A 25943-nucleotide genomic window follows, 5' to 3' on the forward strand; every position below is an offset into this window, starting at 1 on the left:
TACGCGCACTATGGTGGCGCCATGGTCGAGGCAGCCCGTACCCACGATGTCGTGATCGTGGGCGGCGGCCACAACGCCCTCGTCGCTGCCGCCTACCTCGCCCGCGCAGGCCGCTCCGTGGCCGTGCTCGAGCGCCTCGGCCGATTCGGCGGTGCGGCCGTGTCGCAGCAGCCGTGGCCGGGCGTCGACGCCCGCCTGTCGCGCTACAGCTACCTGGTGAGCCTGCTGCCCGCCCGCATCATCGACGACTTGGGTATGCGCATCCCGCTTCGCCGTCGACGCTATTCGTCGTACACCCCCGACCCGGCACGGCCCGAGCGCGGCATCCTGATCGATACGGCGGATGCCGCGGCGACCGCGCGCAGCTTCGCCCGCACCACGGGTGATGCCGACGAGGCGGAGCGCTTCGCCGCGCTGGGTACCCGGCTGAGCGCACTCGCTCGCGCCGTGTTCCCCACCGTCACCGCGCCTCTCCCCCGGGCCGCCGATGTCCGCACGCAGGTGGCCGACGACGCCCTGTGGCACGCCGTGACACAGGCACCCCTCGGCGAACTACTGCGTGAGAGCCTTCGCACCGACCTCGCCAGGGGCATCGCGCTGACAGACGGCCTGATCGGCACGTTCGCCACAGCCGACGACCCGAGCCTGCGGCAGAACCGCTGCCTGCTCTACCACGTGATCGGTGGCGGCACCGGCGATTGGGACGTGCCGGTCGGGGGCATGGGCCGGGTGTCCGCCGAGCTCGAGCGCGCCGCGCGCGAGGCCGGCGCCGAGCTCATCGCCGACGCGACCGTCACCTCCGTCACCCCCGAGGGCGAGGTGCAGACGGCCGGCGGCGGGGTCTTCCACGGCCGTCTGGTGCTCAGTGGCGTGGGCCCCGCGGTGCTGCACGGGCTCCTGGCCGCCGGCGGCGTGGCAGGCGACGCGCCATCCGCGCCCGAGGGCGCACAGGTCAAGGTCAACATGCTGCTGCGCCGGCTGCCGCGGCTGCGCGACGACGCCGTGGACCCCACCGCCGCCTTCGCCGGCACCTTCCACATCAACGAGACGCTCACCCAGCTGGATGCCGCGCACGCGGCGGCATCCGCGGGCCGCCTGCCGACTCCCCTGCCGGCGGAGATCTACTGCCATTCGCTCACCGACCCGACGATCCTGGGGAGCGGACTGCGCGCATCCGGCGCACAGACGCTCACCCTGTTCGGACTGCAGGCGCCGCACCGGCTGGTCGCCGGCGCCGACCCTGAGCGAGCGCGTGCCGACCTGCTGCGCGCCGCGCAGGCGACGCTCGACAGCGTGCTGGCCGAGCCCATCGCCGACGTCCTCTACGAGACCCCCGAGGGTGCGCCGTGTATCGAAGCGCGCACGACCGGTGACCTCGAGGCGTCTCTGGGCATGACAGGGGGCGACATCTTCCACGGCGACCTGTCATGGCCGTGGGCCGAGGATGACGACGACCTCGACTCCCCGGCCGCGCGCTGGGGAGTCTCCACCGGGCACGAGCGGGTGCTGTGGTGTGGGTCGGCGGCGCGCCGCGGCGGCGCCGTCAGCGGCATCGGCGGTCACAACGCCGCACACGCCGCGCTGGAACTGCTCGATCGCTGACGCGCCGGACCACGGCTCGGCGCTACGGGCGCGGGGGAAGCGGGGGGCGCGGGGGCACGGGCGGGAAGTCCTCCTGCGCCGCCGCCGACTCGGGCTGGGGCTCGGGTGCGGGCGCGTGCTCGGTCGTGCGCGTCGACGGCTGAGTCTGCTCGACCGCGGCGTAGCCGGGCTGAGCGTAGGTGGGGTAGCCGGTGTAGTAGGCGTTCCAGTCGGGCGACCCGTCGGGCATGACCGGCAGCGGCGTGTAGCCGTCGGCGTAGGTCGGCCACTGCTGCGCCGGCTGGGCCTGCAGAGCGGGGGCCGCGTACGTCGGGGCGTAGGACCCGGAGTGCGGGGCGGCCTGCGGCGCGGCGTAGGGGGCGACGGCAGGGCGGGGGCGCTTGGGCGAGAGCAGCGCGTTCACCAGCGGAACCAACGCCGTGCCGACGGCGGCGAGGATCGCGAGCGACACCACGATGCGCCAGTAGATGGCGAGGAAGTCGTAGAACTCGGAGAAGATGAGCGGAATCACGAGCATGATCGCGAGGATCACGACGAGCGCGATGGTGACGTAGGTCACGATCGTGGTGAACGTGGACGACCACCGCGCATGCGCCTTGCTGAACAGCCGCACGTGCAGCAGGGCGAGCTGCAGCACCAGCACGATCAGCAGGAAGCGGAAGAAGCGGTCGGCGCCGATGCCGAAGTAGCGGTCCGCCTCCGGCATCCAGATCATGAACGCGCCGATCAGCAGCGTGATGACCCACACCGCCATGCTCGCCAGCGCGAACCAGGCGGGGCGGCGAGGGGCGAGCTGCGTCTCGAGGATCGAGATGCCGGCGAAGGCCGCGAGCAACAGGATCGTGAGGAACGCGCGCCCGACGATGCCGCTCTCGGGTCCGAACAGCACCCAGACGACGCATACCAGGGCGGCGGCGATCAGCGCACCGATCGCGACCCAGATCGCGATACGCAGCAGTTTGGCGGAGGCAGGGCTCGTGATCGGCTCAGTCATCGTTGATCCTCTCCCGCGGCGTGGCCGCCGCAGAGCCCCCATACTTCCACGACCGCGTGCTGCGGACCACTTGAGGCCACCCCGACCGGTCTGGATTATTTCCGGCCGGTGGCTCTGGTGCGCGGCGATCCACCGCGATAGGTTGTGGTCAGACCACAGGCCAGAGCCGTAGATGACAACTGCGAACTGACCCATCACGAAGGGAACACCATGTCCACAGTTGCCATCATCGGCGGAACCGGTCTCCTCGGACGCGCGACGGCCGAGGAACTCCTCGCCCACGGATACGACGTCCTTTCGATCGCGCTCCCGCCCGAGACCGCCCACCCGCTCGAGGGCGTGCGGTACGCCTACTGCAACGTCGCCGAGGCATCGGACGATGAACTGCTGGCGCTGCTCCAGGGAGTCGACGCCGTCGCCTATGCCGCTGGTGTCGACGAGCGGGTCGCCCCCCAGGCCCCCGCAGCCGGCTTCTTCTACCGCGCCAACGTGCTGCCGACCCAGCGGATGGCGCGCCTGTCCCGAGAGGCGGGCGTCAGCTCCTTCGTCGTGTTCGGCTCCTACTTCTCCGAGTTCGCCGAGCGGTGGCCCGAGATCGGCCTGCGCGAGAAGGCGGGGTACGTGCGCACCCGGCTGCTGCAGGAGCAGGTCGCCTTCCTCGAGGGCGACGGTGCAATGACGGTCACCTCGCTCCGGCTCCCCTGGATCTTCGGGACCATGCCCGACACGATTCCGCTGTGGAACATGTTCGTCACGATGGATGCCGCCGTCCCCGAGGACGCCCCCATCGCCGTGGCCTCCGGCGGCACGGTCATGGTCACCACAGGCCAGGTCGCCAAGGCCGCGCGCGGTGCGATCGAACGCGGTGAGCACGGCAAGACCTACGCGCTCGGCGGCATCAACATGACCTACGCGGACTTCCACCGCATGATCGCCGAAGAGGCCGGCATGGACCCGGCGCGCGTGACGCCGCTGCCCGCTGCGGCGTTCCTGCCCGGGATGATCGCCTTCGACGAGGCTGAGGCGGCGCGCGGCATCGAGCACGGCATGCACCAGGCGGACGCGGTGCAGGTGCAGGAACGGTTCGCGTACATCGACCCGGAGCCGGTGCAGGCTGCGCTCGGCTACGGCCCCGAAGATGTCGTGGCCGCCATCCGCGAGAGCCTGCGGGTGTGCGTGGGCGCCACGGTGCCGATGGCCTGACCCACAGGCCTCCAGAGCCAGGGAGCCCGGACCTCCTGCTGATTCAGCAGAGGGCGGGCTCCCTCTTCTTTTCCCTGCGGTCCACCGGACCCGCAGGCGCAACCAAAACGAGAGCCCGGCCGATGGCCGGGCTCTCGTTCATTGGTGACTCACATTCGTGGCGAGTGAGGGATTCGAACCCCCGAATGCTGAGCAGTCTGATTTACAGTCAGATCCCTTTGGCCGCTTGGGTAACTCGCCAGGTGCGCACCCGCCCAGCTTATCCAGTCGACCGGAGGCGCGATTGACAATCCTACTCTGTTCCGCCGGGTGTCCGAAATCGGCTCAGACCGAGCCCTGCACCACCCGCGCGACGAAGGCCTCGGTGCGCTGCCTGGTGCCGTCGATGCGGCGATCCACGCTCGCCCGGACCTCGCTGGGGGCGAGGGGTGCGGCGAGCCGGACGTTCTCGTGACACGACAGGTCGGCGCAGATGTAGGTCCCCACGCTGTCGCCGTGCGCACCGGCATCCCCCGCCTTGCGCGCCGTGAACAGCGCCACCTGATCGGCGGGCTGCATCGTGTGGCAGAGGTTGCACATCGCCGCCCTGGCCCGGCCCGATCCATCGGCCGCGCGCAGCACGACGCCGGTGAGACGATCCCCGACCTCGGCGACCACGTACCCGCGACTGCGGGTGCGCGGATCCCGCCACGCGTAGAAGTCGAGGTGGTCCCAGTCGGCGAAGAGGAAGTCGGCGGGCACCGCCACCTGGCGGATGTCGTCGGGGCCGGCGTTGACGAACGACGTGCGCAGTTCGTCCTCGGTGAGCGGACGCATGCGGGCCAGTCTACGAAGGCGCCGCCGTCGCGGCATCCTCCTGGCGCATCTCGGATGCCGTCGCGCGCCGGTCGCGGATGAGAAAGCCGAACCCGAACGCGATGAAGAACATCAGCACGCCGTAGACGGCCGCCGGCAGGCTGAGTTCCACCGAGCCCATCACCGTCTGGGCGATGACGATCGCCAGGGTCGCGTTGTGGATGCCGATCTCGAACGACGACGCGATCGCCTGTCGCTTGCCGACCTTGAGCAGGCGCGGCACCAGATATCCCACACCGAGGCTGATGAGGCAGAACAGCACCGTGATGAGCGCGAGGCTCGCGACGTTCTCCACCAGCAGCGCCCAGTTGGATGCCACGGCTCCCGCGATCACGACGATGAGCACGATCACCGAGACGATGCGCACCGGTTTGTCCATGCGGTCGGCGAACTGCGGCCACACGCGCCGCACGAGCATCCCGAGCGCGACCGGCAGCAGCACGATGGCGAACACCTCGACGGTCTTGGCCCACTGCATTCCGAGTTCACCGTCGAACGGGTCGAAGTAGGCGATGGCGAGGTTCGTGATGATCGGCAGGGTCACCACGGCGATCACGGAGTTGAGCGCCGTGAGGGAGATGTTCAGGGCGATGTCGCCGCGGAAGAGGTGACTGTAGAGGTTCGCCGTGGTGCCGCCGGGCGAGGCGGCGAGCATCATCATGCCCACCGCCAGCACGGGCGGCAGCTGGAACAGCAGCACGAGGCCGAAGCAGATCGCCGGCAGCAGCACCAGCTGGCACAGCAGGGCGACGATCACCGCCTTGGGCTGCTTCGCGACCCGCGCGAAGTCGCGCGGGGTGAGGCTGAGGCCGAGGCCCAGCATGATGATGCCGAGGGCGACGGGTAGTCCGATGGTGGTCAACGCTGATCCCATGGGACACATAGTGCCCGACGCGTTGCTCGGTAGACTCACGACATGGCTGATTCCTCCTTTGACATCGTCTCGAAGATCGACCGCCAGGAGGCGGACAACGCCCTCAACCAGGCGCGTAAAGAGGTCGAGCAGCGCTACGACTTCAAGGGCACCGACGCGTCGATCGAGTGGAGCGGCGATTCGATCCTCATCAAGGCCAACAGCGAGGACCGCGCGAAGGCCGTGCTCGACGTGTTCCAGTCCAAGCTCATCAAGCGCGGCATCTCCCTGAAGAGCCTCGAGACGGGCGACCCGGTCCCCAGCGGCCGCGAGTACCGCATCGTCTCCACGCTGAAGGAAGGGATCTCGCAGGAGAACGCGAAGAAGATCGGCAAGCTCATCCGCGACGAGGGCCCGAAGTCGGTCAAGTCGCAGATCCAGGGCGATGAGCTGCGCGTGCAGTCCAAGAGCCGCGACGACCTGCAGGAAGTGCAGCGACTGCTGAAGGCGGCCGACCTGGACGTCGACCTGCAGTTCATCAACTACCGGTAGGGCGGCGGGCTGGAGCGAGAACTGGCGCACCTGCCGGGCACCCGAACAGTGTGATGGTGACGCTCAGCGGTTTCCGACGTCGGCTGCACACATGAATGCCGTCGTCCTCAGATCTGCCGAACGTTGGTCAACTGCCAACCGGCCGGAACCTTTGCTCGCAGGGCGGCCATGTCGTCCGCTTCGATCTCGCGCGCTCCGTCGCGGCGGACGAACTTCCCGACAGCGGTCACCGCGACGGTACCCTTCGTCATACGCACCGGAGCCTCCGCGAGCTCCCAACCCGCCGGGGTCTGGGCAGTGAGCTTCTTGTGCAGCTCCGCGAGGGAATCACCTTCAACCGCGATCTCGCGGGTCTCGACAGGGCGGATGGAACCGATCAGCATGCCTTCCAGCGTACGCGCGATCAGGTGGTCCGCTTGGTCACCGTGTCACGCCGCAAACGGTAGACACATCCCGTGAAAACGGTAGGTCATGCCACCTCCACCCGGCGGTAGCGGACGTGCGTGGCCAGCGGCGAGTGCAGCACCTCGACGGGCTCGAACCCGAACGACTCGCCTCCGTCGAAGATGCGCTCCCCCGAGCCGAGCAGCACGGGCGCGATGTCGAGGGTCAGTTCGTCGACGACCCCCGCGCGCAGAGCCTGCCGCACGGTCGAGGCTCCGCCCGCGATGTGGACGCCGCCCTCGCCTGCGGTCTCGACCGCGCGCGCGTAGGCGTCATCGAAGCCTCCGGTGACGAAGTGGAAGGTGGTTCCGCCTTCCATCTCGATCGGGTCGCGGGCGTAGTGGGTGAGCACGAACACGGGTGCGTGGTACGGCGGCTCAGGTCCCCACCAGCCGCGCCAGTCACCATCCCACGCGCCACGGATCGGGCCGAACATGTTGCGTCCCATCACGTATGCACCGCGCGGGCGCCCCAGCCGGGCGGACGTGATGGCGTCGGCCTGGGTCGCGCGCGGGTCGCCCAGGTGCCAGCGGTGCAACTCCATGCCGCGCCTGCCGAGCGGATCGTCGAGGCTCTGGTCGGGCCCTGCGACGAAGCCGTCGAGGGACATCGAGACGTGGCAGGTGGTCTCGGGCATCCGCGTCCCTCCCTCGGCGGGCGATGTCCGAAAAGGTACCCGAGACGACGGCGGGGCGGAACCGGCTCGCGGGCGTGAGGGATGCCGGCGCGGACGCGCCGCTCGATGTCTTGCGGGTGCGCGTGGTCCGTGCTTTCTTGTCAGCGTGAAGACAGCGACGTCCGCCGACGGCACCACGATCGCGTTCGACGAGGTCGGAGACGGACCGCCGATCATCATCGTCGGCGGCGCGTTCTCGGTGGCCTCCGACGGCGCGCCGATCGCGAACGCGCTTGCGGAACAGGGGTTCCGCGCGGTGACCGTCGACAGGCGCGGGCGCGGCTCCAGCGGCGACCGCCGCGGCTCCACGCCCGAGAACGAGGCCGACGACGTCGCCGCGGTAGTCGATGCGGTCGGCGGCGACGCGATGGTGCTCGGGCATTCGTCGGGTGCCGTGCTCGCCCTGTTCGCCGCAGCCCGCGGCGTGCCGATGAGCGCCCTCTTCCTCTCGGAGCCGCCGTTCCGGTTCGGCGTCGACGACCCCGCCGCAGACCTGCCCGAGCGACTGCAGCGCCTCGTCGACGACGGCAGGAGCGACGAGGCCGTCGTCACGTTCCAGCTCGAAGGCGTCGAACTGCCGCCGGAGATGGTGGAGCAGATCCGCCGGAGCGACATGTTCGATTCGCTCGTCGCGGTCGCCCAGTCCACCGTCTACGACGCCACCCTCACACGCCAGCTGTCGACGCCCACTCCCGAGATGCTGGCAGTGTCGCAGCCGGTCACGATCCTGCGCGGCGAGCAGACGTTCCCCATGCTGGTCGCCTCCGCCGATCGGCTGGCGCAGGCGATGCCGCACGCCGAGCTCGTGATCGTGCCGGAATCGGTCATGCACCGACCCGACCCGGATGCCACGGCGCGCGTCGTGCGGCAACGGGTCTGACACGGGCTCGCGTCACACCCCCTCGAGCGTCAGGTGCCGCAGAAGGTGCGGTACGGGCCGAACGCCTCGGGCGCGGGCTCCGCGTAACGCTCGAAGCCGGGGCGCTGGACATACGGTGACGTCACGGCGTCGACCAGTCGCTCGACGGGCGACAGATCACCGCCCGTCGCGGCATCCAACGCCTCTTCGACGAGGTGATTGCGCGGGATGTAGACGGGGTTCACCGCGTCCATCACGTCGGCGTCGGGGCCGTGCTCCAACCAGCGCGGTGCCCACAGATCGAACGGGTCGGGGTCGCTGAACATCTCACGCGCCGGCGCCTGGTCGCCGCGCGCAGCGGCGCTGAGCTGCCGGAAGAACCCGGTGTAATCGACGCGACCGACGTGGAGCAGGCCGATGAGGTCGGTGAGCAGCGCCGTGGTGACCGGGTCCTCGGTCGCGCCGGCGCCCGCGCTTGCCGGCAGACCGAGCTTGCGCAGCATCCCGCCGAACCAGGCCGCGTTGTACGCGCCGCGGAACCGGCCGAGGGCCTCCTGGGCGAGCTCGACGGCGCGGTCCTCGTCGTCGTCGAGCGTGAGCAGCAGGGTCTCGGCGAATCGCGCGAGGTTCCACTCGGCGATCAGCGGCTGCCGGCCGAAGGCGTAGCGGCCCTGCAGGTCGATCGAGCTGTACACGGATGCCGGATCGAAGGCATCCATGAAGGCGCACGGGCCGTAGTCGATCGTCTCCCCCGAGATCGTCATGTTGTCGGTGTTCATGACGCCGTGGACGAAGCCCACCAGCATCCACTGCGCGATGAGCGCGGCCTGCGCGTCGATGACGGCCTCGAGCAGCGCGAGCGACGGGTTGTCGGCCGCGGCACGGTCGGGGTAGTGCCGGTTGAGGGCGTGGGCGACGAGGCGACGCACGAGGTCGTCGTCCCCCATCGCGGCGGCGTACTGGAAAGTGCCCACCCGCAGGTGGCTGCTCGCGACGCGGGTGAGTACCGCGCCGGGGAGCACGCTCTCGCGGTACACGTCCTCGCCGGTCGCGGTGACGGCGAGCGCGCGGGTCGTCGGTACGCCGAGGGCGTGCATGGCCTCGCTGACGATGTACTCCCGCAGCATCGGTCCGGTCGCCGCCAGCCCATCGCCGCCCCGGGCGAACGGCGTCGGGCCCGAACCCTTCAGGTGGATGTCGCGCAGGTGCCCGTTCGCGTCGGCGACCTCGCCGAGCAGCAGCGCGCGACCGTCGCCGAGACGAGGCGAGTACGCGCCGAACTGGTGGCCGGCGTAGGCCTGGGCGACCGGCTCCGCCGCGTCGGGGAGTCCGGCACCGACCAGCACGCCGGCGCCGTCACCGTCGCGCAGGGCTGCGGCATCCCAACCCAGCTCGGCGGCCAGCGGCTCGTTGAGCACGAGGAGCCGCGCGTCGGGGAACTCCTGCGCCCGCCACGGCACCGCCAGCTCGGGGAACTCGCGGGCGTAGCGACTCCCCAGCGCCGGGGTCGTGCTCAGTGCGCCACTCATGCATCCAGGCTACGCGCGGCGTAGGGGACGTGGGCCGCTCGCGAGGTCCGCGCGCCCCGTCATCGACGACCACCGCCAGCCGACTCCCGCGCCCACCAGGCGGTGCTCAGCCGACCGCCAGGAGCACCATGCCCGCACCGACGCCTCCCGCGACGAGCGCGAGCCCTGACCACACGACGACCCTCGTCAGGTCGCGGTACAGGCCCGTCTTCACCCCGGGCCCGAAGCCCTCGGCATCCGTCTGCCGCACGAACTCCTCGAACCGCAGGGTCGTGCGCGGCGGCATGTCGGTGGCGCGGGGCTGCGCGCGTCGCGCGCGTGCCGCCCGCCTGCTGCCCGGCGTGGGTGCCGACGATGCTGGAGCAGGGTTCCGATCGGATGCCGGGGCCGGCCGCGGCGGCTCCGGGGCTGCGGGTCGGCAGGTGGCCGGCGCGACGAGCAACAGGATGTCGCGGGCTTCGCGCGCGCGGTCGAAGTCGTGCGCGTACTGCGCGCGCATTGCGGCATCCGCCTCCGGATGCCGGTCGGGGTGCGAGACGCGCGCACACCGCAGATACGCCTTGCGGACCTCCTCACCGGTCGCTCCACGCTCGAGGCCGAGGACGGCGCGTGCCTCGTCCAGCGTCATGCCGGGTCCGCCAGGTACCGCTGGTACTCACGGACGAGCCGGCGCTGCCGCTCGTCGGCGGCAGCGACGGCGGCCTGCTGCGCGGTGCGCCGGATGAGCCGGGTCCGCAGGGACTCGCGCACGATCGTGCAGCCAAGACTCGCGATCAACGCCCCGCTGAGGAGGAATCCGAGGGCGGGCGGACGCGGCAACTCCATCACCGTGACCACGACGTGCAGCGCGGCGAGCGCCACCCAGAACAGGAAGAGGAGATTCGACAGCCGCGCCCACAGCGCCAGCGCCGCATCGGTCGCGATGCGGCGCCGCAGGAACTGCGGGTTGGGCTTCCAGAACACCCACCCGACGGGGGCCGGCGGCAGGCCGCCGAGCGGAGTCCACCCCGGCGGCGGTTCCCAGAAGGTGTTGTTGCGGATCCATCTGTCCGTCGGCGTCGGCCACTTCGGCGGCACGAGGAAGTCCGCCGCCACGCCGCCGACCCGCACTCTGCGCACGTGACGCTCAGAGGGACGCGCTCGATGCGGCCCCGCTGAGGGCCGCGAACCAGAACCCGGTCGTGAGCAGACAGATGGCCAGCGTGATGTACCCCAGAATCGCCCCGGCCAGCGCGTTGCCGCGTCCCACTCCGACGCGCCGCGCCGCCGCGAGGCCGATGTGTCCGAGGATGATGGCCACGACGCTCAGCGGAAACGCCACGAAGCTCACGAAGAGGCCCCACACCGGGATGGGAACGGTGACCCCGAAGAACATCGCCAGGATGCCGACAACGAGCGCGGCCACCCCCTGCCCGTTCGACGGCGCTCGGACGATGTGCTGGTAGACGACGTGCTGGTGCTGGTACGACTCGGTCACTTCTTCGTTGACGCTTCCTCGAGAGCGGATCATCTCCGCGGTGGGTTCCTGACTCGGGAAGTGTCCTCTCGCCGCGCGAACCGCTCGGCACACTGCAGTGTCGGTGCCTCAAGACGCGATGAACAACCGCTCGCGTCCGCGGAATCCCCAGATTCGGCTCCCCAGCCGCGCCCATCCTGGCAGAGCGGATGCCCCCGCCGCAAACGTCGGTGCGTGGCGGTGCCTTCGACCGCCGGGACCGGCAGGTGTAGCTTCAGACGGCGCCGGACGGCGCCGGGCGGGCGCCGGGATCAGGCACGATCCCGCGGGTGAGCAGCCGGTACACGTCGTCGGCGGCCGCGTCGGGCGCGATGCCGTGCGTCACCAACTGCACGCCGGCACCGAGCACTCCCTGCACGAGAGCGACGGTCGACGGGGATGCCGGCAGGCCCAGATCCTCGAGCACGCGGATGAGCGGGCGCATGAGCGCGTCGTGGAGCACCATGAGGTCGTCCATCCGGCTGGGGCTGAGGTTGGCCTCCCGCAGAGCCCCGGCGATGGCGTGCTTGCCGTCGGCCGTCATGCGCATGGTGGCATCGACATAGGCGCGCAGTTCGGGAAGCCCCGGCTCGACCCCGTCGAGCTCCTGCTCGATCTCGGCATCCCACCGGTCGATCGCGGAGATGGCGATCGCGACCAGCAGGTCGTCTTTCGAGGGGAAGTAGTCGTAGAAGCTCGACCGCGCCATGCCGGCCCGCTCGCTGACGCTGCCGGGAGTCACAGCCGCGAGGCCTTTCTCGGTCAGCAGCGCTTCACCGGCGCTCACGAGCGCGGCGCGCTGCGCGGCGCGATGCTCGGCCACGGTGGGCGCGGTGATCTTGGGCATCCGGAAATTATCCTCCTTCTCCGGCCGGAATCGGCAGACCGCCCCACGCGGCGCGGCGCAGGGCGGTCTGTGGAGCGGCGTCGAGAGCCGCGGATGGATGCCGCGGTTCAGACGACGGCGGGAACGCCCAGGCGCCCGTCGACCATCTCGAGCACACGGTCGCAGTGCTCCAGCACGTCACGGTCGTGGGTGACCATGACCACGGCGACGCCGGCGTCGTGCGCCCGGTCGGCCAGCAGCTGGACCACCTCGTGACTCCGACGGCGGTCGAGCGCGGCAGTCGGCTCGTCGACCAGCAGCAGACTCGGGTGATTCACCAGCGCCCGGGCGATGCCCACGCGCTGACGCTCGCCCCCGGAGAGCTCGCCCGGACGGTGACCGGCGCGGTGGCTCATGCCCACCGACTCCAGCACGGGCATCGGGTCGACGTGGCGGTTGCCCGCCAGACGGCCTGCGAGGCGCAGCTGGTCCGCGGCCGTGAGTGCCGGCAGCAGGTTGCCCGACTGGAAGACGAACCCGATGTTGCGCAGGCGGAACCGCGCGCGGGTGCGCTTGGACAGCGTCGCCAGGTCGGTGCCGTGCACGCGCACGGTGCCGCTGTCGGGGTGTGCCAGCGCGCCGGCGATCGCGAGCAGCGACGACTTGCCGGAGCCCGAGGGACCCACGATGGCGAGGAACTCGCCGGGCATGACGGTCACCGACACGTCGTCGAGGGCGCGGACGCGCGAGTCGCCGTCGCCGAGTTCGAGTACGGCGTTGCTGACGTCGAGGGCGGGGATGTTGTCGGTGCTCATCGCTGGCCTCCCAGGGCTCGGAGCGGATCGATTCGGACGATGCGCAGCACCGCGACGGCGGCGCCGATGAGGCCGAGCGCGATCGTCAGACCGGATGCCACGGCGATCGGGGCGGCTTCGAGCGCGAAGGGCATGGCGTCCGGCATGAGCGCACCGAGTCCGACGCCGGCCGCCACGCCGAGCGCGGTGAAGCCGACGAGGAGGATGGCCGCCTGCATCAGGCTGTCGCGCAGCAGGTAGCGGCTGGACGCACCGACGGCGCGCAGGACCGCGAGGTCGTGGCTGCGCTGGATGGTCCACACCGTGAAGAACGCGCCCACGACGAGCGCGGAGATGGCGTAGAGGAAGAACTGGATCATGCTGAGCGTCAGGGTCTCGGCCTCGTAGCCGGGCGAGGCGTTGAACGACTCGGTCAGCGTCATCGTCGTCGTGTCGGCATCCGTGTCGACGGCGGCGTAGTCGGGCTTGACACCGTCGGCCGCCTGGAGCGCCACGACGCTCGAGAATGGGAAGTCCAGCGCGGCGATCTGCTCGTCGGTGGGGGCGCCGGGCTGGGCGGCACCGGCTGCCATGAGCTTCCAGGTGTCCAGCGGCAGGTAGGCGACGTCGACGTGGCCGAAGGTCGCCTGCCCCTCGGTGAACCCGACGACGGTCAGCTCCAGGTCGAGGCGCTCGAGCGTCACGACGGTGCCGATCTCGACACCCTCGTCCTTCAGCGGCTCCGAGACGACGATGCCGCCGGGAGTGGCGATGCCCTCACCCGATGACACCGGGGGCGCCATGAACCCGTCGGGCTCGACGCCGAACAGCGTCAGGTCGATCTGGGTGCCGTCGTCGGTCACACCGTTGACGATGTTGACGCCCATCGGCTCGGCTTCGGCGATGCCCTCAGCGCCCTGCCACGCGGCCAGCTGCTCCTCGTCGACGACCGAGCGGCTGAAGGCGTTGTCCTTCTTGGTGCCGCCGTCGAACGCGAACGCGGTCGCGGGCACGGACTTGAGGCCGGAGACGCCGTCATTGACGAGGCCCGATGACAGGCCGGACAGCAGCACGACGAGCAGCGAGATGAGGGCGATGACCACACCCATCAGAGCGAAACGGCCGCGGGCGAATTTCAATTCGCGCAAGGCAAGGAACATGGAGGGCTTTCTGATCGAGAGGTTGTCGACAACCGTCGACATGATGCCGACAGTATGTCAGGAAAAGCTGGGAGACTCATTCAGCTGAAGGACGATGCCCGCCGCCGGAAACCGGGGCGGGCATCGTCGTGACAGCCGGGCTGCATCCGGCGGCGGGATTACTTCCAGACCGTCGCGAGCAGGATGTTCACGACGGTGAGCAGACCGATCGTGGGCAGCACCCACGAAGCGACCTGCTCCTTCTTGCGGTTGATGAACGCGATGACGATGATCGCGATCAGGATGGCCAGCTTGACGCTGATCTTGACGTTGTTGGGCTCGTTGCCGATCGGGTACTGCAGGCCGACGAGCAGCACGCCAGTGGCGAGCATCGTCCAGGCGCCGTGCATCATGGCGGGCAGCACGCGGGGGGTGCCGCGGCGCGAGGAGCCCATCTGGTACAGCACGCCTCCGAGCAGAGCCGCGACTCCGATGATGTGGATGGCGAGGATGACGTTCTTCAGGATCTCCATGCATCCCACCTTACCGACACCCTGTCGGTACACGACACGCCCGGTTCGGCGGGTGTATCTTCCGCCCGATGGTTCAGTCCGCGCCGGGCGCGGCCACCGTCTCCCCGGCGTCGCGAGGAGTGACGAGCACGCGCGAAATGCGCCGACGATCGATCTCGGCCACCTGGATCGTCGCCCCCGACACCTCGATCTTGTCGCCGATCACGGCGAGGCGGCCCAGCTGCTCGATGACGAATCCCGCGACGGTGTCGCTCGCCCCGCGCGGCAGGCTGATGCCGGTGGTCTCCTCGAAGTCCTGCAGGTTCAGCCGTCCGTCGACGAGCCCGCCGTGCGCGGCGAGGGTCGCGGGGGCGACCTCGGTGTCGTACTCATCGAAGATCTCCCCCACGACCTCCTCGACCAGGTCCTCCAGCGTGACGATGCCATCCGTGCCGCCGTACTCGTCGACCACGACGGCGATCTGGTCGCCGTCGGCGCGCATGCCGGTGAGCGTCGGCAGCACGCGCGCCGTCGACGGGAGGAAGCGGATGGGACGCACGATGGTCGACAGCGGCGTCGCCGGATCATCGGCGGCAGCCTCGAGCAGGTCGCGCACGTGCACGAATCCGGTGATGTCGTCGATCGACTGGTCGAGCACCGGATACCGCGAGAACGGCAGGTCGCGCACACGTACCGCCGCCTCGGCCACCGTGGCGTCGAGATCGAGCGTGATCACTTCGGGCCGCGGCCGCATGACCTCGCTCAGATGACGGTGACGGATCGACAGCACGTCGTCGAGGATGCGCCGCTCGTCCTCGGGCAGCCCTTCATGGCTCGAGACGATGTCGCGCAACTCCTCGTCGCTGAGCCCCTCGGCGGTCTTGTTCGGGTCGCCGCCGAGCAGCCGCACCATGGAGTTCGTCGAAACCGACAGCAGCCAGATCACGGGGCGCATGAGCCGCGCGAAGCCGTTCACCAGCGGTGCGATGCCGTAGGCGAACTGCGCGTTGCGCTGGATCGCGAGCCGCTTGGGGACGAGCTCGCCCAACACGAGCGAGAGGTAGGCGATCACGAGCGTGAGCAGGATGGTCGCCACGAGCGTCGCAGTGGACTGCGACCACCCCCACGCCACGAACAGCGGCGCCACCGACGGAGCGATCGACGAGGCACCGAACGCCGCCGAGGCGAAGCCGGCGACGGTCACCCCGATCTGCACTGCCGAGAGGAATGTGTTGGGGTTGCGGGCGAGGTCGGCGACCTTCTGGCCCCGCGGCCCGCGCAACGCGATCGCGTTCACCTGACTCTCGCGGAGTGTCACGAGCGCCATCTCGGTGGCGGCGAACACGCCGCCGATCAGCACGAACGCCAGCACGAGCGCGATGTTGAGCAGCAGATCACCGGTCATCGTGCCGCGCTCCCCTGCGGCATCCTCACAGAGCCGTTCATGTCTCCAGACTAGAGATCACACCCGGCTGAGGGCCCCGCGCGTGAGCCAAGCATTCAGAGCCGCGTAGGCCTCGGCGCGCGGCTCCGGCGCAGAGAGGAAGAGGTCGTGGATGCCGCGGTCGATGCGGTCCACGCTCACGCGCGTGCCGATGCGCGTGGCGGCCTTGGCGATGTCGTCGACGACGAGCACCGAGTCGGCGGAGATCATCTCGGGCGCCCATACCAGCGGGTTCGACGAACGGGTCGAGAGCATCACGAGGGCGGGGCAGCCGACGTCGACACCGGCCGCGACGCGGCGGTGCCCCTCGAGGATCGCCATGAGCCAGCCTGGATGCGTCGGGAAGCCGCGGTCGGGCCGCCACAGCACCCGTTCGACACGGTCGGGGAGAGATCCCAGCTCGGTCTGCGCGCGGGTGTAGAAACCGAGATCGACGGCGGGTTGGGTCCCGAGCGGATCAAGCCGGGCGCGCACCTGCACGAGCGGGGCGATGGCCTGGCGCCCGATCGCGCCGAGCTGCAGTTCGAGCCACGGACTGTTGAGGACGAGCGCCGCCGCGCGCCCGCGGTGGCGCGCGGCCCACAGCGTGAGGGTGAGCCCGCCCGTCGAGTGCCCGAGCAGCACGAGGCGACGGCCGGTCGCGGCATCCTTCGCGTGCCCCATCACGGTCAGGGCCGCCTCGATGTCGACGTCGTACTCATCGAGGCTCGTGATGTAGCCCGGCGTCTGCCCCGGGCGGAGGCTGCGCCCGTACTTGCGCAGGTCCAAGGCATGGAATCGGGCGCCGAGGCGGTTCCAGAACCGAGCCAGCTCGGTCTGGAAGAAGTAGTCCGACCAGCCGTGCACGTAGAGCACGTCGACGTCGCGGAGCGGTCCGGTGAACCGGGAGGTCAGCTGCGGAAGGCTGCGCACGAGGGTCGCGAAGAGCGGGCCTTCCTCGTCTTCGCCGAGCGGGATCGTGAGGCTCTCGAACGGCTCCCCGAGGATGTCGGTGACCCATTGCTCCGGCATGCCGTCAGCCTATCGGTGGGACACCGCCGCCGCCCGGGTGCTACTCGCCGCGCGAGACGGTGATCATCTCCTCGCGCGAGACGACCTTGATGCGGGCGCGCTCCTGCGCGGCGCCGAGGGCGACCTCGTACTCGTCGAGGCGGTGCCAGCCCTCGAGGTCCGTCCAGCGCACGCCACGGGTGGCGAGCAACTCGGGGATCGCCTCTTCGGAGGCGTCCTCGGGGTCCCACCACGAGCCCTGGTCGTTGATGATGTGGCTGACCGTCTCCATGGCATCGGACTTGGTGTGACCGATGAGGCCCACCGGCCCGCGCTTGATCCAGCCGGTCGCGTAGACGCCGGGCACGCGCTCGTTCGAGTCCTTGCGCAGCACCTGGCCCTCGTGGTTGGGGATCACGCCGTGACGCTTGTCGAACGGCACACCCGGGAGGGGTGAGCCGAGGTAGCCGACGGCGCGGTACAGCGCCTGCACCGGCACCTCGCGCAGCTCGCCGGTGCCGACGACACCGCCCTGGCCGTCGGGACGCGTGCGCTCGTACACGAACGCGCTGACCCGGCCGGCCTCGTCCTTCTTCACCTCGACGGGCTTGGCCCAGAAGTGGAAGTGCAGTCGGCGCGACGCCTCGCCGCCGGCGTTGTTGGCCGACGGACGCTGACGCCACGACTGCAGCACCCGGTCGATGACCATGACCTGCTTGTTGCTGGCGACGGCGGCCTTGGATGCCTCGTCGTAGTCGAAATCCTCGTCGTAGACGACCATGTCGACGTCCCGCAGCTCGCCGAGCTCACGCAGCTCGAGCGGGGTGAACTTCACCTGTGCGGGGCCACGGCGGCCGAACACGTGCACGTCGGTGACGGGCGAGGCCTTGAGTCCTTCGTAGACGTTGTCGGGGATCTCGGTGGGCAGGAGGTCGTCGGCGTGCTTGACGAGCATGCGGGAGATGTCCAGCGCGACGTTGCCGTTGCCGATGACGGCGATCGACTCGGCCTCCAGCGGCCACGTGCGCGGCACGTCGGGGTGACCGTCGAACCAGCTCACGAAGTCGGCTGCGCCGTACGAACCCTCGGCGTCGATGCCGGGGATCTCGAGCTCGGCATCGCGGATGGCGCCGGTGGCGAAGATGACGGCGTTGTAGTGACGCTTGAGGTCGTCGAGGGTGATGTCCTCGCCGAAACGCACGTTGCCGAACAGGCGGATGTCACCGCGGTCGAGCACCTCGCGCAGCGCCGTGATGATGCCCTTGATGCGCGGGTGGTCGGGGGCGACGCCGTAACGGACCAGTCCGTAGGGCGCGGGCAGCTGCTCGAACAGGTCGATCGACACGTCGAAGCGACGCTCGGCCTTGAGGATGATGTCGGCCGCGTAGATGCCCGCGGGGCCCGCTCCGACGATGGCGAGTCGCAGCTTGGTCATGATGGTCCTTTCGTGGTCGACACCGGGACCGCGGTCCCGGCCCGTCGAAGGGGCGGATGCCGTCAGCTGGAGCGGTCGGCGACAGCTCGCGCGAATCGCGTGAGCGCCTCACGTACCGCACCGTCGGGGATGGGTCCGAGGGCGTCGATCGCGGCGTCCGACCACTCCCCGGCGAGCGCCTGGGTCGCGGCGGTCGCCTCGTGGTCGCGCAGCCGCGCGAGCGGCTCGTCGAGGATGGCGGGGTCGGCACCATCGGCGATGTCGGCCACGCCCTGGTCGATCTGCGCGCGCAGCGCCACCGAGGCGGCATCCGTTCGCTGACCGAGCAGCAGGTACGGCATGGTCGGCACGCCCGCGCGCAGGTCGGTGCCGGGGACCTTGCCGGTCTCGTCGGGGTCGGCCGAGAGGTCGATGACGTCGTCGAGCAGCTGGAACGCCACACCCGCCCGCTCGCCGAACGCGATGAGGGGGGCTTCGAACTCGCTGGGGCCGTTGCTGAAGGTGACGCCGGCCTGCGCGGCCGCCGCGATGAGCGATCCGGTCTTGTCGGCGAGCACCTGCAGGTAGAACGCGACGGGGTCGTCGCCGGCCTGCGGACCGACGGTCTCGTGCATCTGCCCCAGCACGAGACGCTCGAACGTGTCGGCCTGCATACGGATGGCGGGTTCGCCGAGCCCGGCCATGATCTGGCTGGCACGGGAGAAGAGCAGATCGCCGGTGAGGATCGCGACGCTGTTGCCCCACACCGCGTGGGCGCTGGGGACGCCCCGACGCACGTCGGCACCGTCCATGACGTCGTCGTGGTAGAGCGAGCCGAGGTGGGTGAGTTCCAGTGCCGTGGCGCCGGCGATGACATCGTCGGTCGCACCGTCGCCCAGCTGGGCGGTCAACAGCGCCAGCATGGGGCGCACGCGCTTGCCGCCGGCCTCGTACAGGTAACGGGTGGTGGCGTCGACGAGCTGATCGGCACTCTTCAGCTCGGCGGCGATGTTCGCCTCGACGCGGTCCAGACCCTCCTCGATCACCGAGATGAGCTTGCGTCCGCGGGGTCCGGCGAACACCCGCTCGGTCAGTCCGAGACGGCTGGCCAGGCGCGTACCCGGCGCGGGGGGGCTCGCAGTCACGCTCTCCAGCCTACCGGGGTCGCGGGGGGCGCCGCTTCGCCCGACGGACGCACGGAAGAGTCTCAGCCGGCCGGGGCGACCAGCGGCTTGCGGGCGCGGTGGAGGGCGACGATGCCGAAGGTGAGGTCGCGGTGGGCGACGTGGGTCCAGCCGGCTTCGCGGAGCCAGGAGCTCAGGGTGGTCTGGTCGGGCCAGTCGCGGATCGACTCGTTGAGGTAGTCGTAGGCGGCGGCGTTGGAGCTCATGGTGCGCGCGACCACCGGCAGAACGCGGTCGTTGTAGAAGCGGTAGAGCCCCGCGAAGACGGGTGAGCGGGGGTGCGAGAACTCGCAGATCACGAGCCGGCCGCCGGGCGCGGTGACCCGCAGCATCTCGGCGAGGGCCTTCTTCGGCTCGTTGACGTTGCGCAGGCCGAAGGAGATCGTCACGGCGTCGAACGCGTCATCCTCGAACGGGAGGGCGGTGGCATCCGCCTCGACGAACGAGAGATTCTCCACGCCGCCGTGGCGACGCTTGCCCTCGGCGATCATGCCGGGCGAGAAGTCGGCGGCGACGACCTCGGCACCGCTCGCGGCGAGCGCGACCGAGCTCGCGCCGGTGCCGGCGGCGAGGTCGAGGATGCGCTGGCCGGGGCGCGGGGCGATGGCCCGCGTCGTCGCGACGCGCCAGAGCTTGTCGTTGCCGAGGCTCAGCACGGTGTTGGTGCGGTCGTAGGCCGGGGCGACCTCGTCGAACATCCCGCTGACGCGCGAGGGGTCCTTGCCGAGGTCGGCGCGATGCGAGTCGGAAGTCACCGTTCGATCCTACGGCGCGGCGTGGGCCGCCCCATCGAATCCGGCGAGCCGGTCGAACCAGCGCTGGGTGGTCTCCTCGTCGAACGGCGCCTCGTGTTCGCGAACGCGGGTCTCCAGTTCCACGGCTCGCGCTTCGAGACGGTCGACGATGTCCAGCGGGTAGCCATAGGCCACCCGGTGCGCGTCCCATTCGTCTTGGTCGTCGATGTACAGCTCGCCGGTGGCGCGTTCCACGACGTCGAGGTCCATGTCGATGCCCGCCGGCTCCCCCTCGATCCACTCGACAGCCCACGCGAGGTCGATGTAGATGGCGGTGCGGTGCGGGGGCGCGTTGACAGTGAGCACCCAATCGCCGTCGGGCGGCATGAGCGTGATGTTCGGGTACACGGCGAGGAAGTCGCGCCCCGGACGCACGCTGCGGTCGCCGACCCGCTGTCCGAACCAGTCGCCCCACCGGTCGCTGCCGAGATAGACGCATTCGTGCACCCAGTGCGCCCCGCCGTCCCACTTGCGCCACCGGAACAGCAGCGGTGTGCCGGGCAGAGGGCGGGCGGATGCCGCGGGGATCGCGTTCATCTTCGCGAGTCTAGGCTTGAGGGGTGACTTTGACCCTGCCGCGCCTCGTCGTCCGGACGCGGGAGATCGACCACGTCGAGGACCTGCTGCCGTTCACGTCGCCGCACGACCCGACCGCATGGATCCGCCGCGGCGACGGCATGGCGGCCGTCGGTGAGGCGTTCTCGCTGCGCCAGCGGGGCGACCAGGCGTACGCTGCCCTCGCGGCGCAGTGGAAGCGGCTGTCCGCCGCGGCGGACATCGATGACCCTGTCGGACTTCCGGGCACGGGACTCATCGCCTTCGGCGCCCTCGCCTTCGACCCGCGCTCCGCGCACGACAGCGTTGTGCGCGTTCCGAGCGTCGTCGTGGGCCGCCGGGGCGGTCGCTCGTGGGTCACCACCATCCACCACGACGGCGAGCGCCCCGCCGAGGCGACGGAAACCCCCTACGGCACGCATTGGTCGGGCACCCTCGGTCCCGGCGAGCAGTCGCCCGAGGGGTACCTCGCCGCCGTCCGCGCGGGCCTCGACGCGATCGCGGCGGGCGAGGTCGAGAAGGTCGTGCTCGCCCGCGACCTCGGCGGCACGGTGCCCGGCGGCTCGGATCTGCGCCGCCTCGCCCGGGCGCTCGGCTCCGACTACCCCGACACCTGGATGTTCGCCGTCGACGGCCTCATCGGCGCGAGCCCCGAGACGCTCGTCACGGTGCACGCCGGCACGGTGACCGCCCGGGTGCTGGCCGGCACGACGCCGCGCGGTGCGGATGCCGATGCCGACACCGCCGCGGCATCCACTCTCGCCTCCAGCACCAAAGACCTCGATGAGCACGAGTTCGCGGTGCAGAGCGTGCTGGCCTCCCTCCGCCCGCATCTGCGCGCGCTCGCGGCCAGCGACGCGCCCTTCACGCTGAAACTCCCCAACGTCTGGCACCTCGCCACCGACGTCGAGGGGGAACTGAGCGGGGCGGCATCCGCTCTCGACCTGGTGCGCGCGCTGCATCCGACCGCGGCCGTCGCCGGCACCCCGACGGAGGCCGCGATCGAGCTGATCCACCGGCTGGAGCCGTTCGACCGCGGTCGCTACGCCGGCCCGGTGGGGTGGATCGACGCCCGCGGGGACGGTGAATGGGCGATCGCGTTGCGCTGCGCCCAGTTCGACACCGTGGCCACCGCCGACGGCGCCGACATCCCGGTGACGGCGTATGCCGGTGCGGGCATCGTCGCCGACAGCGATCCCGAGACCGAGCTCATCGAGACGCGCGTGAAGTTCCGCCCGATCGTCGACGCGCTGGCCTAGCCCGCGCCGGCCCGGCCGCGCTGCGCCGCTCAGTCGCCGCAAACGCGCCCACCACGCCCCTCCCTGCGGGCGAATGCGACGACCGAGCGTGCCCCTCGGTCCGCGGAACCGACGCGCGACGCCCGCCACCGCGCTCAGTCGCCGCAAACGCGCCCACCAAGGCACTCCCTGGGGGCGAACGCGACGACGGAGCATCGCCCGCGGCCCGCGGATGCCGCCCCGGGCTCAGTCGCCGCAAACGACCGCGCCACGCCCCGGAACCGGGACGAATGCGACGACCGAAGCAACGCGCGACCGCAACCGCCGCGCTCAGTCGCCGCAAACGTCCCACCACGCCCCTCCCTACGGGGCGAATGCGACGACCGAAGCATCGCCCGCGGTCCGCGGAAGCGACCACCGCGCTCAGTCGCCGCAAACGACCGCGCCACGCCCCGAAACCGGGAGGGATGCGACGACCGAAGCACCCCAGGGTCAGGTCGCGGCGAGACGCTTCTTCTCGGCTTCCACGTCGAACGATGCCGGCGGCCACTGCGGGTCGAGGCGCTCCAGCGCCTCGAGCACGAGTTCCTGCACCGCGAGGCGGGCGTACCACTTCTTGTTCGCGGGCACGACGTGCCAGGGCGCGGCATCGGTCGAGGTGCGGTCGAACACGATCTGATAGGCATCCATGTACTGGTCCCAGAGCTTGCGCTCGTCGACGTCGCCGGGGTTGTACTTCCAGTGCTTGTCCGGCCGATCCAGTCGCTGCATCAGGCGCTTCTTCTGCTCACCGGGTGAGATGTGCAGCATGACCTTGACGATGAGCGTGCCGGTCTCTGTGAGCCGGCGCTCGAAGTCGTTGATCGCGCCGTAGCGGCGCTCGATCTCATCGGGCTCGGCGAGGCTGCGCACCCGCCCGATCAGCACGTCCTCGTAATGGGAGCGGTCGAACACGCCGATGTACCCGGCCTCGGGCACGTCGCGTTCGATGCGCCACAGGAAGTCGTGGGCGAGCTCCTCCTCGGTCGGCTTCTTGAACGCCTTCAGGTGGATGCCCTGCGGGTCGGTCGTGCCGATGACGTGCCGCACGATGCCGCCCTTGCCTGCGGAATCCATCGCCTGCAGCACGAGCAGCAACGACGGTGTCCGGGTGTTCTCGCGGCTCTGCGCGTACAGGCGCTCCTGCAGCTCGTCGAACTCCGCCGCGCCCGCCTCGAGATCCTGCTCGGCGTCGTTGCGGTCTCCCCCGAAGCCGGGCGTGGCGGCGGGGTCGACGTCGGCGAGCCGGAACCCCTCGCCCACCCGCAGCGGCGTCACCGCGTCGCCGTCCCAGTGCTTCTGACTTCTCGCTGTCATGCCGTCATCATGGCGGATGCCGCGCGCCCGCGGAATCCGCACGCCTGTGGAATCCGCTTGCGCGCCCCCGCTGCACACCACTGCGGCCGGGCATGGTGCCGGGCTCAGCGCGGGAGCGGAACCTCGATGAGCTGCCGGCCACCCACGGGCGCGGTCAGCACCTGGTCGAGCGCGGCGCGGGTCGTGACCCGCTGATACTCCCACCCGTACGCGGTGGCGAGCTGCTCGAGGCGCACGGTCTGGGGCGTGTACAGCACACGGTCCATCGCATCGGCCGAAGCGACGGCCGCGACCTCCAGCCCGTCGAAGATCGTGCCGCCACCGTCGTTGCCGACGATCACCTGGATGCGCGGCTCGTCCTCGCGCGGCGGCAGCAGCAGCGCGCCCACGTCGTGAAGGAAGGCCAGGTCGCCCAGCAGCAGCCGGGTGACCCCGGGCACTCCGCCGCCCTGCGAGGCCAGCGCGATGCCCAGCGCCGTCGCCACGGTGCCGTCGATGCCGGCGAGCCCACGGTTGGCGTGCACGGGAACCTTCTTGCCGCCGAGCACGGCGTCGGCGACCCGGACGAGACGCGACGACCCGAACATCAGCCGGTCGTGCGGCCACGTCGCCCGCCACACCGCGTCGACGAGGGCTTCGCGGTCGAGGGGTGCGCGGATCGCGGACAGTTCTGCGGCGATGGCGCCCAGACGCGCGGCGGGCTCGGCGGAGGCCAGCCCGTCGGCATCGGGTGCGGGCGGGGCGAGGTCGACGGATGCCGCACGCGAGGCACGCAGCCAGTGGCCGAGCCAGTCGCGATCGGCCTCCCCCGCTGCGACTCCCACTGCGCCCGCGGCGGTGGTCGTGCCGTTGAGGTTGAGGGGCTCGCCGGGGCCGCGCACCGCGATGACCTCGACATCGGGGCGCGAGAGGAGCGCCACGACCTCACGGCTGAGGGTGGGGTGACCGAACACGACGGCTCGCTCGACGCGGCCGCCGAGCTCCGGATCGCGCAGCAGCGCGCGGTAGCCGTGTACGAGGTTACGGCCGAAGCGGGCGCCGCTGACGATCTCGGCGACCAGCGGCCACGAGCCGAGGTGCGCGAGCTGTTCGGCATCGGCGCCGGCGTCCGCGCCGGCGATGACGATCGTGCGGGGGCCCGGTGCGAGCAGCAGCGGGCCGTCGTCGGTGTCCACCGGCACGTCGGCCTGGCCGATACCGCCGCCGCCCTGGTACAGCGCGCCGGACACGTCGTCGGCGTCATCGGCGGGGGGCGTGGGTTCGGCGGACGCGACCGCGGGGGCGTCGTCGTCGGGGCGGCCCGGCAGCCACGCCGGCAGCACGCCGCCGAGCGGCTCACGCGTCGGCAGGTTCAGATGCACGGGCCCGGCGGGGCGACTCCCCCACCCGAGGCTCGCGGTGTAGGCGTCGTCGGCGACGCCGCGGAACATGGCCGTCTGGTCGGCGGCGCCGTCGGCATCCGTCTCGTCAGGCACCGGCAGGTCGGCTTCGAGCCGCGCGCAGGCGGTGAACATGCCGGGCTGACGGGTGGTCTGGTTGGCGCCGACGCCGCGCAGCTCCGGCGGGCGGTCGGCGGTCAGCAGCAGAAGGGGCACGCCGGAGTGGTGGGCTTCGAGCGCGGCGGGGAGCAGGTTGGCGGCGGCGGTGCCGGAGGTGCAGATGACGGCGGCGGGCACACCGGTCTCGCGGCCGAGACCGAGTGCGGTGAACCCCGCGACGCGTTCGTCGATGCGCACGTGCAGGCGCACCAGACCGCGGCTCTCGAGTTCGGCGGCGACGAGGGCCAGCGCCTGCGAGCGGGAACCGGGGCTGAGCACGATGTGCTGCACGCCCGACTCGACGAGTCGGCCCAGCAGTGCCGCTGCGGCATCCGTCGCCGGCGCCTGCCCGCCCATGCTCATGCGTCGGTGGGTCGCTGCGGCGGGTTTCCCGACCGGGGGTCGTCGTCTTCGGAGTCGAGCGCCTTCAGCTCTTCCTCGATGCGCCGGATGCGCTCGTCCTGATCGCGGATGTCGCCGATGCGCCCGAGGAACTCGGGGTCGTCGTCGGGGGCCCTCACCCGCGGTACCGCCGACGCACGGGTGCGACCGATGGTGAACCAGAGCAGGCCGCCGACAACCGGCAGTGCGATCACGATGAGCATCCACATGGGCTTGCTCACCCCGCGATGCCGTGAGGGATGCTGCACGGCGCAGTCGACGATGCTGTAGACCCAGAAGACTGCCAACAGCAGCGCAACGATGAGAAGGATACGCGCCACGGTCCCATCCTAGGCGCGCTGGAGCATGCGGTCGCCCTCCCGTGACCGAACCGAAGCCGCACCCAGCCGACGCCTAGGATGGAAGACGTGAAAGCACGCCCCGCGATCGTCTATTCGGTGCTGCGACTGTTGGCATTCCTGGTGCCCTTCGGGCTCATGATGCTGTCGCCGGTGCTGCGGGAGTACTACTGGCTCGCGGCGATCTTCGCCGCGCTCATCGGGCTCAGCCTGTCGTTGCTGTTCCTGCGCCGCCCGCTCGCCGAGGCGACCTCCGGCCTGCCCGAGCGTCGTGGCCGGCGCACCGGCGCGGAGAACGACGCCGACGCCGAGGATGCCGCCAGCGACGCGCTCGGCGACGACTCGACGTCCCGCTGA

The 25943-nt window shown here is 70.7% G+C and carries 28 protein-coding genes and 1 tRNA gene; 6 read left to right on the forward strand and 23 right to left on the reverse strand.

Annotated elements, in window-relative coordinates; genetic code table 11:
* Nucleotides 1-21 precede the first annotated feature (21 nt).
* A complete protein-coding gene (locus ACFVR6_RS08555; protein ID WP_386961280.1) occupies nucleotides 22-1602 on the forward strand; it encodes a phytoene desaturase family protein in 1581 nt (526 codons plus the stop codon).
* Nucleotides 1603-1624: 22 nt separating this feature from the next.
* On the opposite strand, the gene ACFVR6_RS08560 is transcribed toward ACFVR6_RS08555, so the two are convergent.
* Nucleotides 1625-2596 (reverse strand): hypothetical protein, encoded by a 972-nt coding sequence (locus tag ACFVR6_RS08560; protein WP_386961282.1) that lies wholly within the window; start codon nucleotides 2594-2596, stop codon nucleotides 1625-1627.
* 210 nt (nucleotides 2597-2806) lie between these two features.
* Between ACFVR6_RS08560 and ACFVR6_RS08565 the strand changes: the two genes are divergently transcribed.
* Nucleotides 2807-3799, forward strand: a complete 993-nt coding sequence (locus tag ACFVR6_RS08565; protein ID WP_386961285.1) for an NAD-dependent epimerase/dehydratase family protein — start codon at nucleotides 2807-2809, stop codon at nucleotides 3797-3799.
* A gap of 158 nt (nucleotides 3800-3957) precedes the next feature.
* Here ACFVR6_RS08565 and ACFVR6_RS08570 read toward each other — a convergent pair.
* The 3 genes from ACFVR6_RS08570 to ACFVR6_RS08580 all read right to left on the reverse strand — a co-directional run bounded on the left by ACFVR6_RS08570 (nucleotide 3958) and on the right by ACFVR6_RS08580 (nucleotide 5528).
* Nucleotides 3958-4039, reverse strand: a tRNA-Tyr gene (locus tag ACFVR6_RS08570).
* A gap of 84 nt (nucleotides 4040-4123) precedes the next feature.
* Nucleotides 4124-4615 (reverse strand): FBP domain-containing protein, encoded by a 492-nt coding sequence (locus ACFVR6_RS08575; protein ID WP_386961288.1) that lies wholly within the window; start codon nucleotides 4613-4615, stop codon nucleotides 4124-4126.
* Nucleotides 4616-4625: 10 nt separating this feature from the next.
* On the reverse strand, nucleotides 4626-5528 hold the full coding sequence (locus ACFVR6_RS08580) for a bile acid:sodium symporter family protein (protein WP_386961290.1): 903 nt from the start codon (nucleotides 5526-5528) through the stop codon (nucleotides 4626-4628).
* A gap of 42 nt (nucleotides 5529-5570) precedes the next feature.
* Here ACFVR6_RS08580 and ACFVR6_RS08585 point away from each other — a divergent pair, with 42 nt between their 5' ends.
* A complete protein-coding gene (locus ACFVR6_RS08585) occupies nucleotides 5571-6059 on the forward strand; it encodes a YajQ family cyclic di-GMP-binding protein (protein WP_386961293.1) in 489 nt (162 codons plus the stop codon).
* A 107-nt stretch (nucleotides 6060-6166) separates the two neighbouring features.
* Here the strand turns inward: ACFVR6_RS08585 and ACFVR6_RS08590 are convergent, their stop codons facing one another.
* Both ACFVR6_RS08590 and ACFVR6_RS08595 read right to left on the reverse strand, forming a co-directional pair.
* The gene (locus ACFVR6_RS08590; protein WP_386961296.1) at nucleotides 6167-6442 is read right to left on the reverse strand and encodes a hypothetical protein; all 276 of its coding nucleotides are present in this window, start codon (nucleotides 6440-6442) and stop codon (nucleotides 6167-6169) included.
* An 86-nt stretch (nucleotides 6443-6528) separates the two neighbouring features.
* Nucleotides 6529-7140, reverse strand: coding sequence for a dihydrofolate reductase family protein (locus tag ACFVR6_RS08595; RefSeq protein ID WP_386961299.1), 612 nt, complete (start codon nucleotides 7138-7140; stop codon nucleotides 6529-6531).
* Between the two features lie 145 nt (nucleotides 7141-7285).
* Here ACFVR6_RS08595 and ACFVR6_RS08600 point away from each other — a divergent pair, with 145 nt between their 5' ends.
* Nucleotides 7286-8059 (forward strand): alpha/beta fold hydrolase, encoded by a 774-nt coding sequence (locus ACFVR6_RS08600; RefSeq protein WP_386961302.1) that lies wholly within the window; start codon nucleotides 7286-7288, stop codon nucleotides 8057-8059.
* 29 nt (nucleotides 8060-8088) lie between these two features.
* Here ACFVR6_RS08600 and ACFVR6_RS08605 read toward each other — a convergent pair whose 3' ends face one another.
* The 14 genes from ACFVR6_RS08605 to ACFVR6_RS08670 all read right to left on the reverse strand — a co-directional run bounded on the left by ACFVR6_RS08605 (nucleotide 8089) and on the right by ACFVR6_RS08670 (nucleotide 20696).
* Nucleotides 8089-9567, reverse strand: coding sequence for a protein adenylyltransferase SelO (locus ACFVR6_RS08605; RefSeq protein ID WP_386961305.1), 1479 nt, complete (start codon nucleotides 9565-9567; stop codon nucleotides 8089-8091).
* A gap of 106 nt (nucleotides 9568-9673) precedes the next feature.
* Nucleotides 9674-10195: a DnaJ domain-containing protein gene (locus ACFVR6_RS08610; protein WP_386961308.1), complete on the reverse strand. Its 522-nt coding sequence runs from the start codon at nucleotides 10193-10195 to the stop codon at nucleotides 9674-9676.
* Entirely contained in the window at nucleotides 10192-10686 is a 495-nt protein-coding gene (locus tag ACFVR6_RS08615; RefSeq protein ID WP_386961312.1) for a hypothetical protein, read from the reverse strand. The genes ACFVR6_RS08610 and ACFVR6_RS08615 overlap by 4 nt, the downstream gene beginning before the upstream one ends.
* A gap of 7 nt (nucleotides 10687-10693) precedes the next feature.
* Complete coding sequence (locus ACFVR6_RS08620; RefSeq protein WP_386961315.1) at nucleotides 10694-11077, reverse strand: DUF4190 domain-containing protein; 384 nt, start codon at nucleotides 11075-11077, stop codon at nucleotides 10694-10696.
* Nucleotides 11078-11297: 220 nt separating this feature from the next.
* A complete protein-coding gene (locus ACFVR6_RS08625; protein ID WP_386961318.1) occupies nucleotides 11298-11909 on the reverse strand; it encodes a TetR/AcrR family transcriptional regulator in 612 nt (203 codons plus the stop codon).
* Nucleotides 11910-12016: 107 nt separating this feature from the next.
* Complete coding sequence (locus tag ACFVR6_RS08630) at nucleotides 12017-12703, reverse strand: ABC transporter ATP-binding protein (RefSeq protein WP_386961321.1); 687 nt, start codon at nucleotides 12701-12703, stop codon at nucleotides 12017-12019.
* Nucleotides 12700-13842 (reverse strand): ABC transporter permease, encoded by a 1143-nt coding sequence (locus ACFVR6_RS08635; protein WP_386961324.1) that lies wholly within the window; start codon nucleotides 13840-13842, stop codon nucleotides 12700-12702. The genes ACFVR6_RS08630 and ACFVR6_RS08635 overlap by 4 nt, the downstream gene beginning before the upstream one ends.
* Before the next feature lie 158 nt (nucleotides 13843-14000).
* Nucleotides 14001-14354: a hypothetical protein gene (locus tag ACFVR6_RS08640; protein ID WP_386961327.1), complete on the reverse strand. Its 354-nt coding sequence runs from the start codon at nucleotides 14352-14354 to the stop codon at nucleotides 14001-14003.
* A gap of 73 nt (nucleotides 14355-14427) precedes the next feature.
* The gene (locus tag ACFVR6_RS08645) at nucleotides 14428-15738 is read right to left on the reverse strand and encodes a hemolysin family protein (protein ID WP_386961329.1); all 1311 of its coding nucleotides are present in this window, start codon (nucleotides 15736-15738) and stop codon (nucleotides 14428-14430) included.
* A gap of 57 nt (nucleotides 15739-15795) precedes the next feature.
* Nucleotides 15796-16788 (reverse strand): alpha/beta hydrolase, encoded by a 993-nt coding sequence (locus ACFVR6_RS08650; RefSeq protein ID WP_386961332.1) that lies wholly within the window; start codon nucleotides 16786-16788, stop codon nucleotides 15796-15798.
* Nucleotides 16789-16828: 40 nt separating this feature from the next.
* Nucleotides 16829-18202: an FAD-dependent oxidoreductase gene (locus ACFVR6_RS08655; RefSeq protein WP_386961335.1), complete on the reverse strand. Its 1374-nt coding sequence runs from the start codon at nucleotides 18200-18202 to the stop codon at nucleotides 16829-16831.
* Between the two features lie 62 nt (nucleotides 18203-18264).
* On the reverse strand, nucleotides 18265-19326 hold the full coding sequence (locus ACFVR6_RS08660; RefSeq protein ID WP_386961338.1) for a polyprenyl synthetase family protein: 1062 nt from the start codon (nucleotides 19324-19326) through the stop codon (nucleotides 18265-18267).
* Nucleotides 19327-19388: 62 nt separating this feature from the next.
* Entirely contained in the window at nucleotides 19389-20063 is a 675-nt protein-coding gene (gene ubiE, locus ACFVR6_RS08665; protein WP_386961686.1) for a bifunctional demethylmenaquinone methyltransferase/2-methoxy-6-polyprenyl-1,4-benzoquinol methylase UbiE, read from the reverse strand.
* Nucleotides 20064-20129: 66 nt separating this feature from the next.
* Nucleotides 20130-20696 (reverse strand): DUF402 domain-containing protein, encoded by a 567-nt coding sequence (locus ACFVR6_RS08670; RefSeq protein ID WP_386961340.1) that lies wholly within the window; start codon nucleotides 20694-20696, stop codon nucleotides 20130-20132.
* Nucleotides 20697-20725: 29 nt separating this feature from the next.
* Between ACFVR6_RS08670 and ACFVR6_RS08675 the strand changes: the two genes are divergently transcribed.
* Nucleotides 20726-21973 carry an isochorismate synthase gene (locus tag ACFVR6_RS08675; RefSeq protein WP_386961688.1) on the forward strand — a complete coding sequence of 416 codons (1248 nt, stop codon included), beginning with the start codon at nucleotides 20726-20728 and terminating at the stop codon, nucleotides 21971-21973.
* 471 nt (nucleotides 21974-22444) lie between these two features.
* On the opposite strand, the gene ACFVR6_RS08680 is transcribed toward ACFVR6_RS08675, so the two are convergent.
* The 3 genes from ACFVR6_RS08680 to ACFVR6_RS08690 form a co-directional block, all read right to left on the reverse strand.
* Nucleotides 22445-23308 (reverse strand): polyphosphate kinase 2 family protein, encoded by an 864-nt coding sequence (locus ACFVR6_RS08680; RefSeq protein ID WP_386961343.1) that lies wholly within the window; start codon nucleotides 23306-23308, stop codon nucleotides 22445-22447.
* Nucleotides 23309-23412: 104 nt separating this feature from the next.
* Nucleotides 23413-25209, reverse strand: coding sequence for a 2-succinyl-5-enolpyruvyl-6-hydroxy-3-cyclohexene-1-carboxylic-acid synthase (gene menD / locus ACFVR6_RS08685; RefSeq protein WP_386961346.1), 1797 nt, complete (start codon nucleotides 25207-25209; stop codon nucleotides 23413-23415).
* A complete protein-coding gene (locus ACFVR6_RS08690) occupies nucleotides 25206-25568 on the reverse strand; it encodes a PLD nuclease N-terminal domain-containing protein (protein WP_386961349.1) in 363 nt (120 codons plus the stop codon). Before ACFVR6_RS08690 ends, menD begins: the two co-directional genes overlap by 4 nt.
* Before the next feature lie 87 nt (nucleotides 25569-25655).
* On the opposite strand from ACFVR6_RS08690, the gene ACFVR6_RS08695 reads away from it, so the two are divergent.
* A complete protein-coding gene (locus ACFVR6_RS08695; RefSeq protein WP_386961352.1) occupies nucleotides 25656-25943 on the forward strand; it encodes a DUF4229 domain-containing protein in 288 nt (95 codons plus the stop codon).

It is taken from the genome of Microbacterium sp. NPDC058021, assembly GCF_042885955.1.
Lineage (GTDB): Bacteria > Actinomycetota > Actinomycetes > Actinomycetales > Microbacteriaceae > Microbacterium.

Excerpts from the sequence above, each read along its gene's own strand:
- ACFVR6_RS08555 (WP_386961280.1), top strand. The coding sequence starts at position 22 with ATGGTCGAGGCAGCCCGTACCCACGATGTCGTGATCGTGGGCGGCGGC.
- ACFVR6_RS08560 (WP_386961282.1), bottom strand. The coding sequence starts at position 2,596 with ATGACTGAGCCGATCACGAGCCCTGCCTCCGCCAAACTGCTGCGTATC.
- ACFVR6_RS08565 (WP_386961285.1), top strand. The coding sequence starts at position 2,807 with ATGTCCACAGTTGCCATCATCGGCGGAACCGGTCTCCTCGGACGCGCG.
- ACFVR6_RS08575 (WP_386961288.1), bottom strand. The coding sequence starts at position 4,615 with ATGCGTCCGCTCACCGAGGACGAACTGCGCACGTCGTTCGTCAACGCC.
- ACFVR6_RS08580 (WP_386961290.1), bottom strand. The coding sequence starts at position 5,528 with ATGGGATCAGCGTTGACCACCATCGGACTACCCGTCGCCCTCGGCATC.
- ACFVR6_RS08585 (WP_386961293.1), top strand. The coding sequence starts at position 5,571 with ATGGCTGATTCCTCCTTTGACATCGTCTCGAAGATCGACCGCCAGGAG.
- ACFVR6_RS08590 (WP_386961296.1), bottom strand. The coding sequence starts at position 6,442 with ATGCTGATCGGTTCCATCCGCCCTGTCGAGACCCGCGAGATCGCGGTT.
- ACFVR6_RS08595 (WP_386961299.1), bottom strand. The coding sequence starts at position 7,140 with ATGCCCGAGACCACCTGCCACGTCTCGATGTCCCTCGACGGCTTCGTC.
- ACFVR6_RS08605 (WP_386961305.1), bottom strand. The coding sequence starts at position 9,567 with ATGAGTGGCGCACTGAGCACGACCCCGGCGCTGGGGAGTCGCTACGCC.
- ACFVR6_RS08610 (WP_386961308.1), bottom strand. The coding sequence starts at position 10,195 with ATGACGCTGGACGAGGCACGCGCCGTCCTCGGCCTCGAGCGTGGAGCG.
- ACFVR6_RS08620 (WP_386961315.1), bottom strand. The coding sequence starts at position 11,077 with ATGATCCGCTCTCGAGGAAGCGTCAACGAAGAAGTGACCGAGTCGTAC.
- ACFVR6_RS08625 (WP_386961318.1), bottom strand. The coding sequence starts at position 11,909 with ATGCCCAAGATCACCGCGCCCACCGTGGCCGAGCATCGCGCCGCGCAG.
- ACFVR6_RS08630 (WP_386961321.1), bottom strand. The coding sequence starts at position 12,703 with ATGAGCACCGACAACATCCCCGCCCTCGACGTCAGCAACGCCGTACTC.
- ACFVR6_RS08635 (WP_386961324.1), bottom strand. The coding sequence starts at position 13,842 with ATGTTCCTTGCCTTGCGCGAATTGAAATTCGCCCGCGGCCGTTTCGCT.
- ACFVR6_RS08640 (WP_386961327.1), bottom strand. The coding sequence starts at position 14,354 with ATGGAGATCCTGAAGAACGTCATCCTCGCCATCCACATCATCGGAGTC.
- ACFVR6_RS08645 (WP_386961329.1), bottom strand. The coding sequence starts at position 15,738 with ATGACCGGTGATCTGCTGCTCAACATCGCGCTCGTGCTGGCGTTCGTG.
- ACFVR6_RS08650 (WP_386961332.1), bottom strand. The coding sequence starts at position 16,788 with ATGCCGGAGCAATGGGTCACCGACATCCTCGGGGAGCCGTTCGAGAGC.
- ACFVR6_RS08655 (WP_386961335.1), bottom strand. The coding sequence starts at position 18,202 with ATGACCAAGCTGCGACTCGCCATCGTCGGAGCGGGCCCCGCGGGCATC.
- ubiE (WP_386961686.1), bottom strand. The coding sequence starts at position 20,063 with ATGTTCGACGAGGTCGCCCCGGCCTACGACCGCACCAACACCGTGCTG.
- ACFVR6_RS08670 (WP_386961340.1), bottom strand. The coding sequence starts at position 20,696 with ATGAACGCGATCCCCGCGGCATCCGCCCGCCCTCTGCCCGGCACACCG.
- ACFVR6_RS08680 (WP_386961343.1), bottom strand. The coding sequence starts at position 23,308 with ATGACAGCGAGAAGTCAGAAGCACTGGGACGGCGACGCGGTGACGCCG.
- menD (WP_386961346.1), bottom strand. The coding sequence starts at position 25,209 with ATGAGCATGGGCGGGCAGGCGCCGGCGACGGATGCCGCAGCGGCACTG.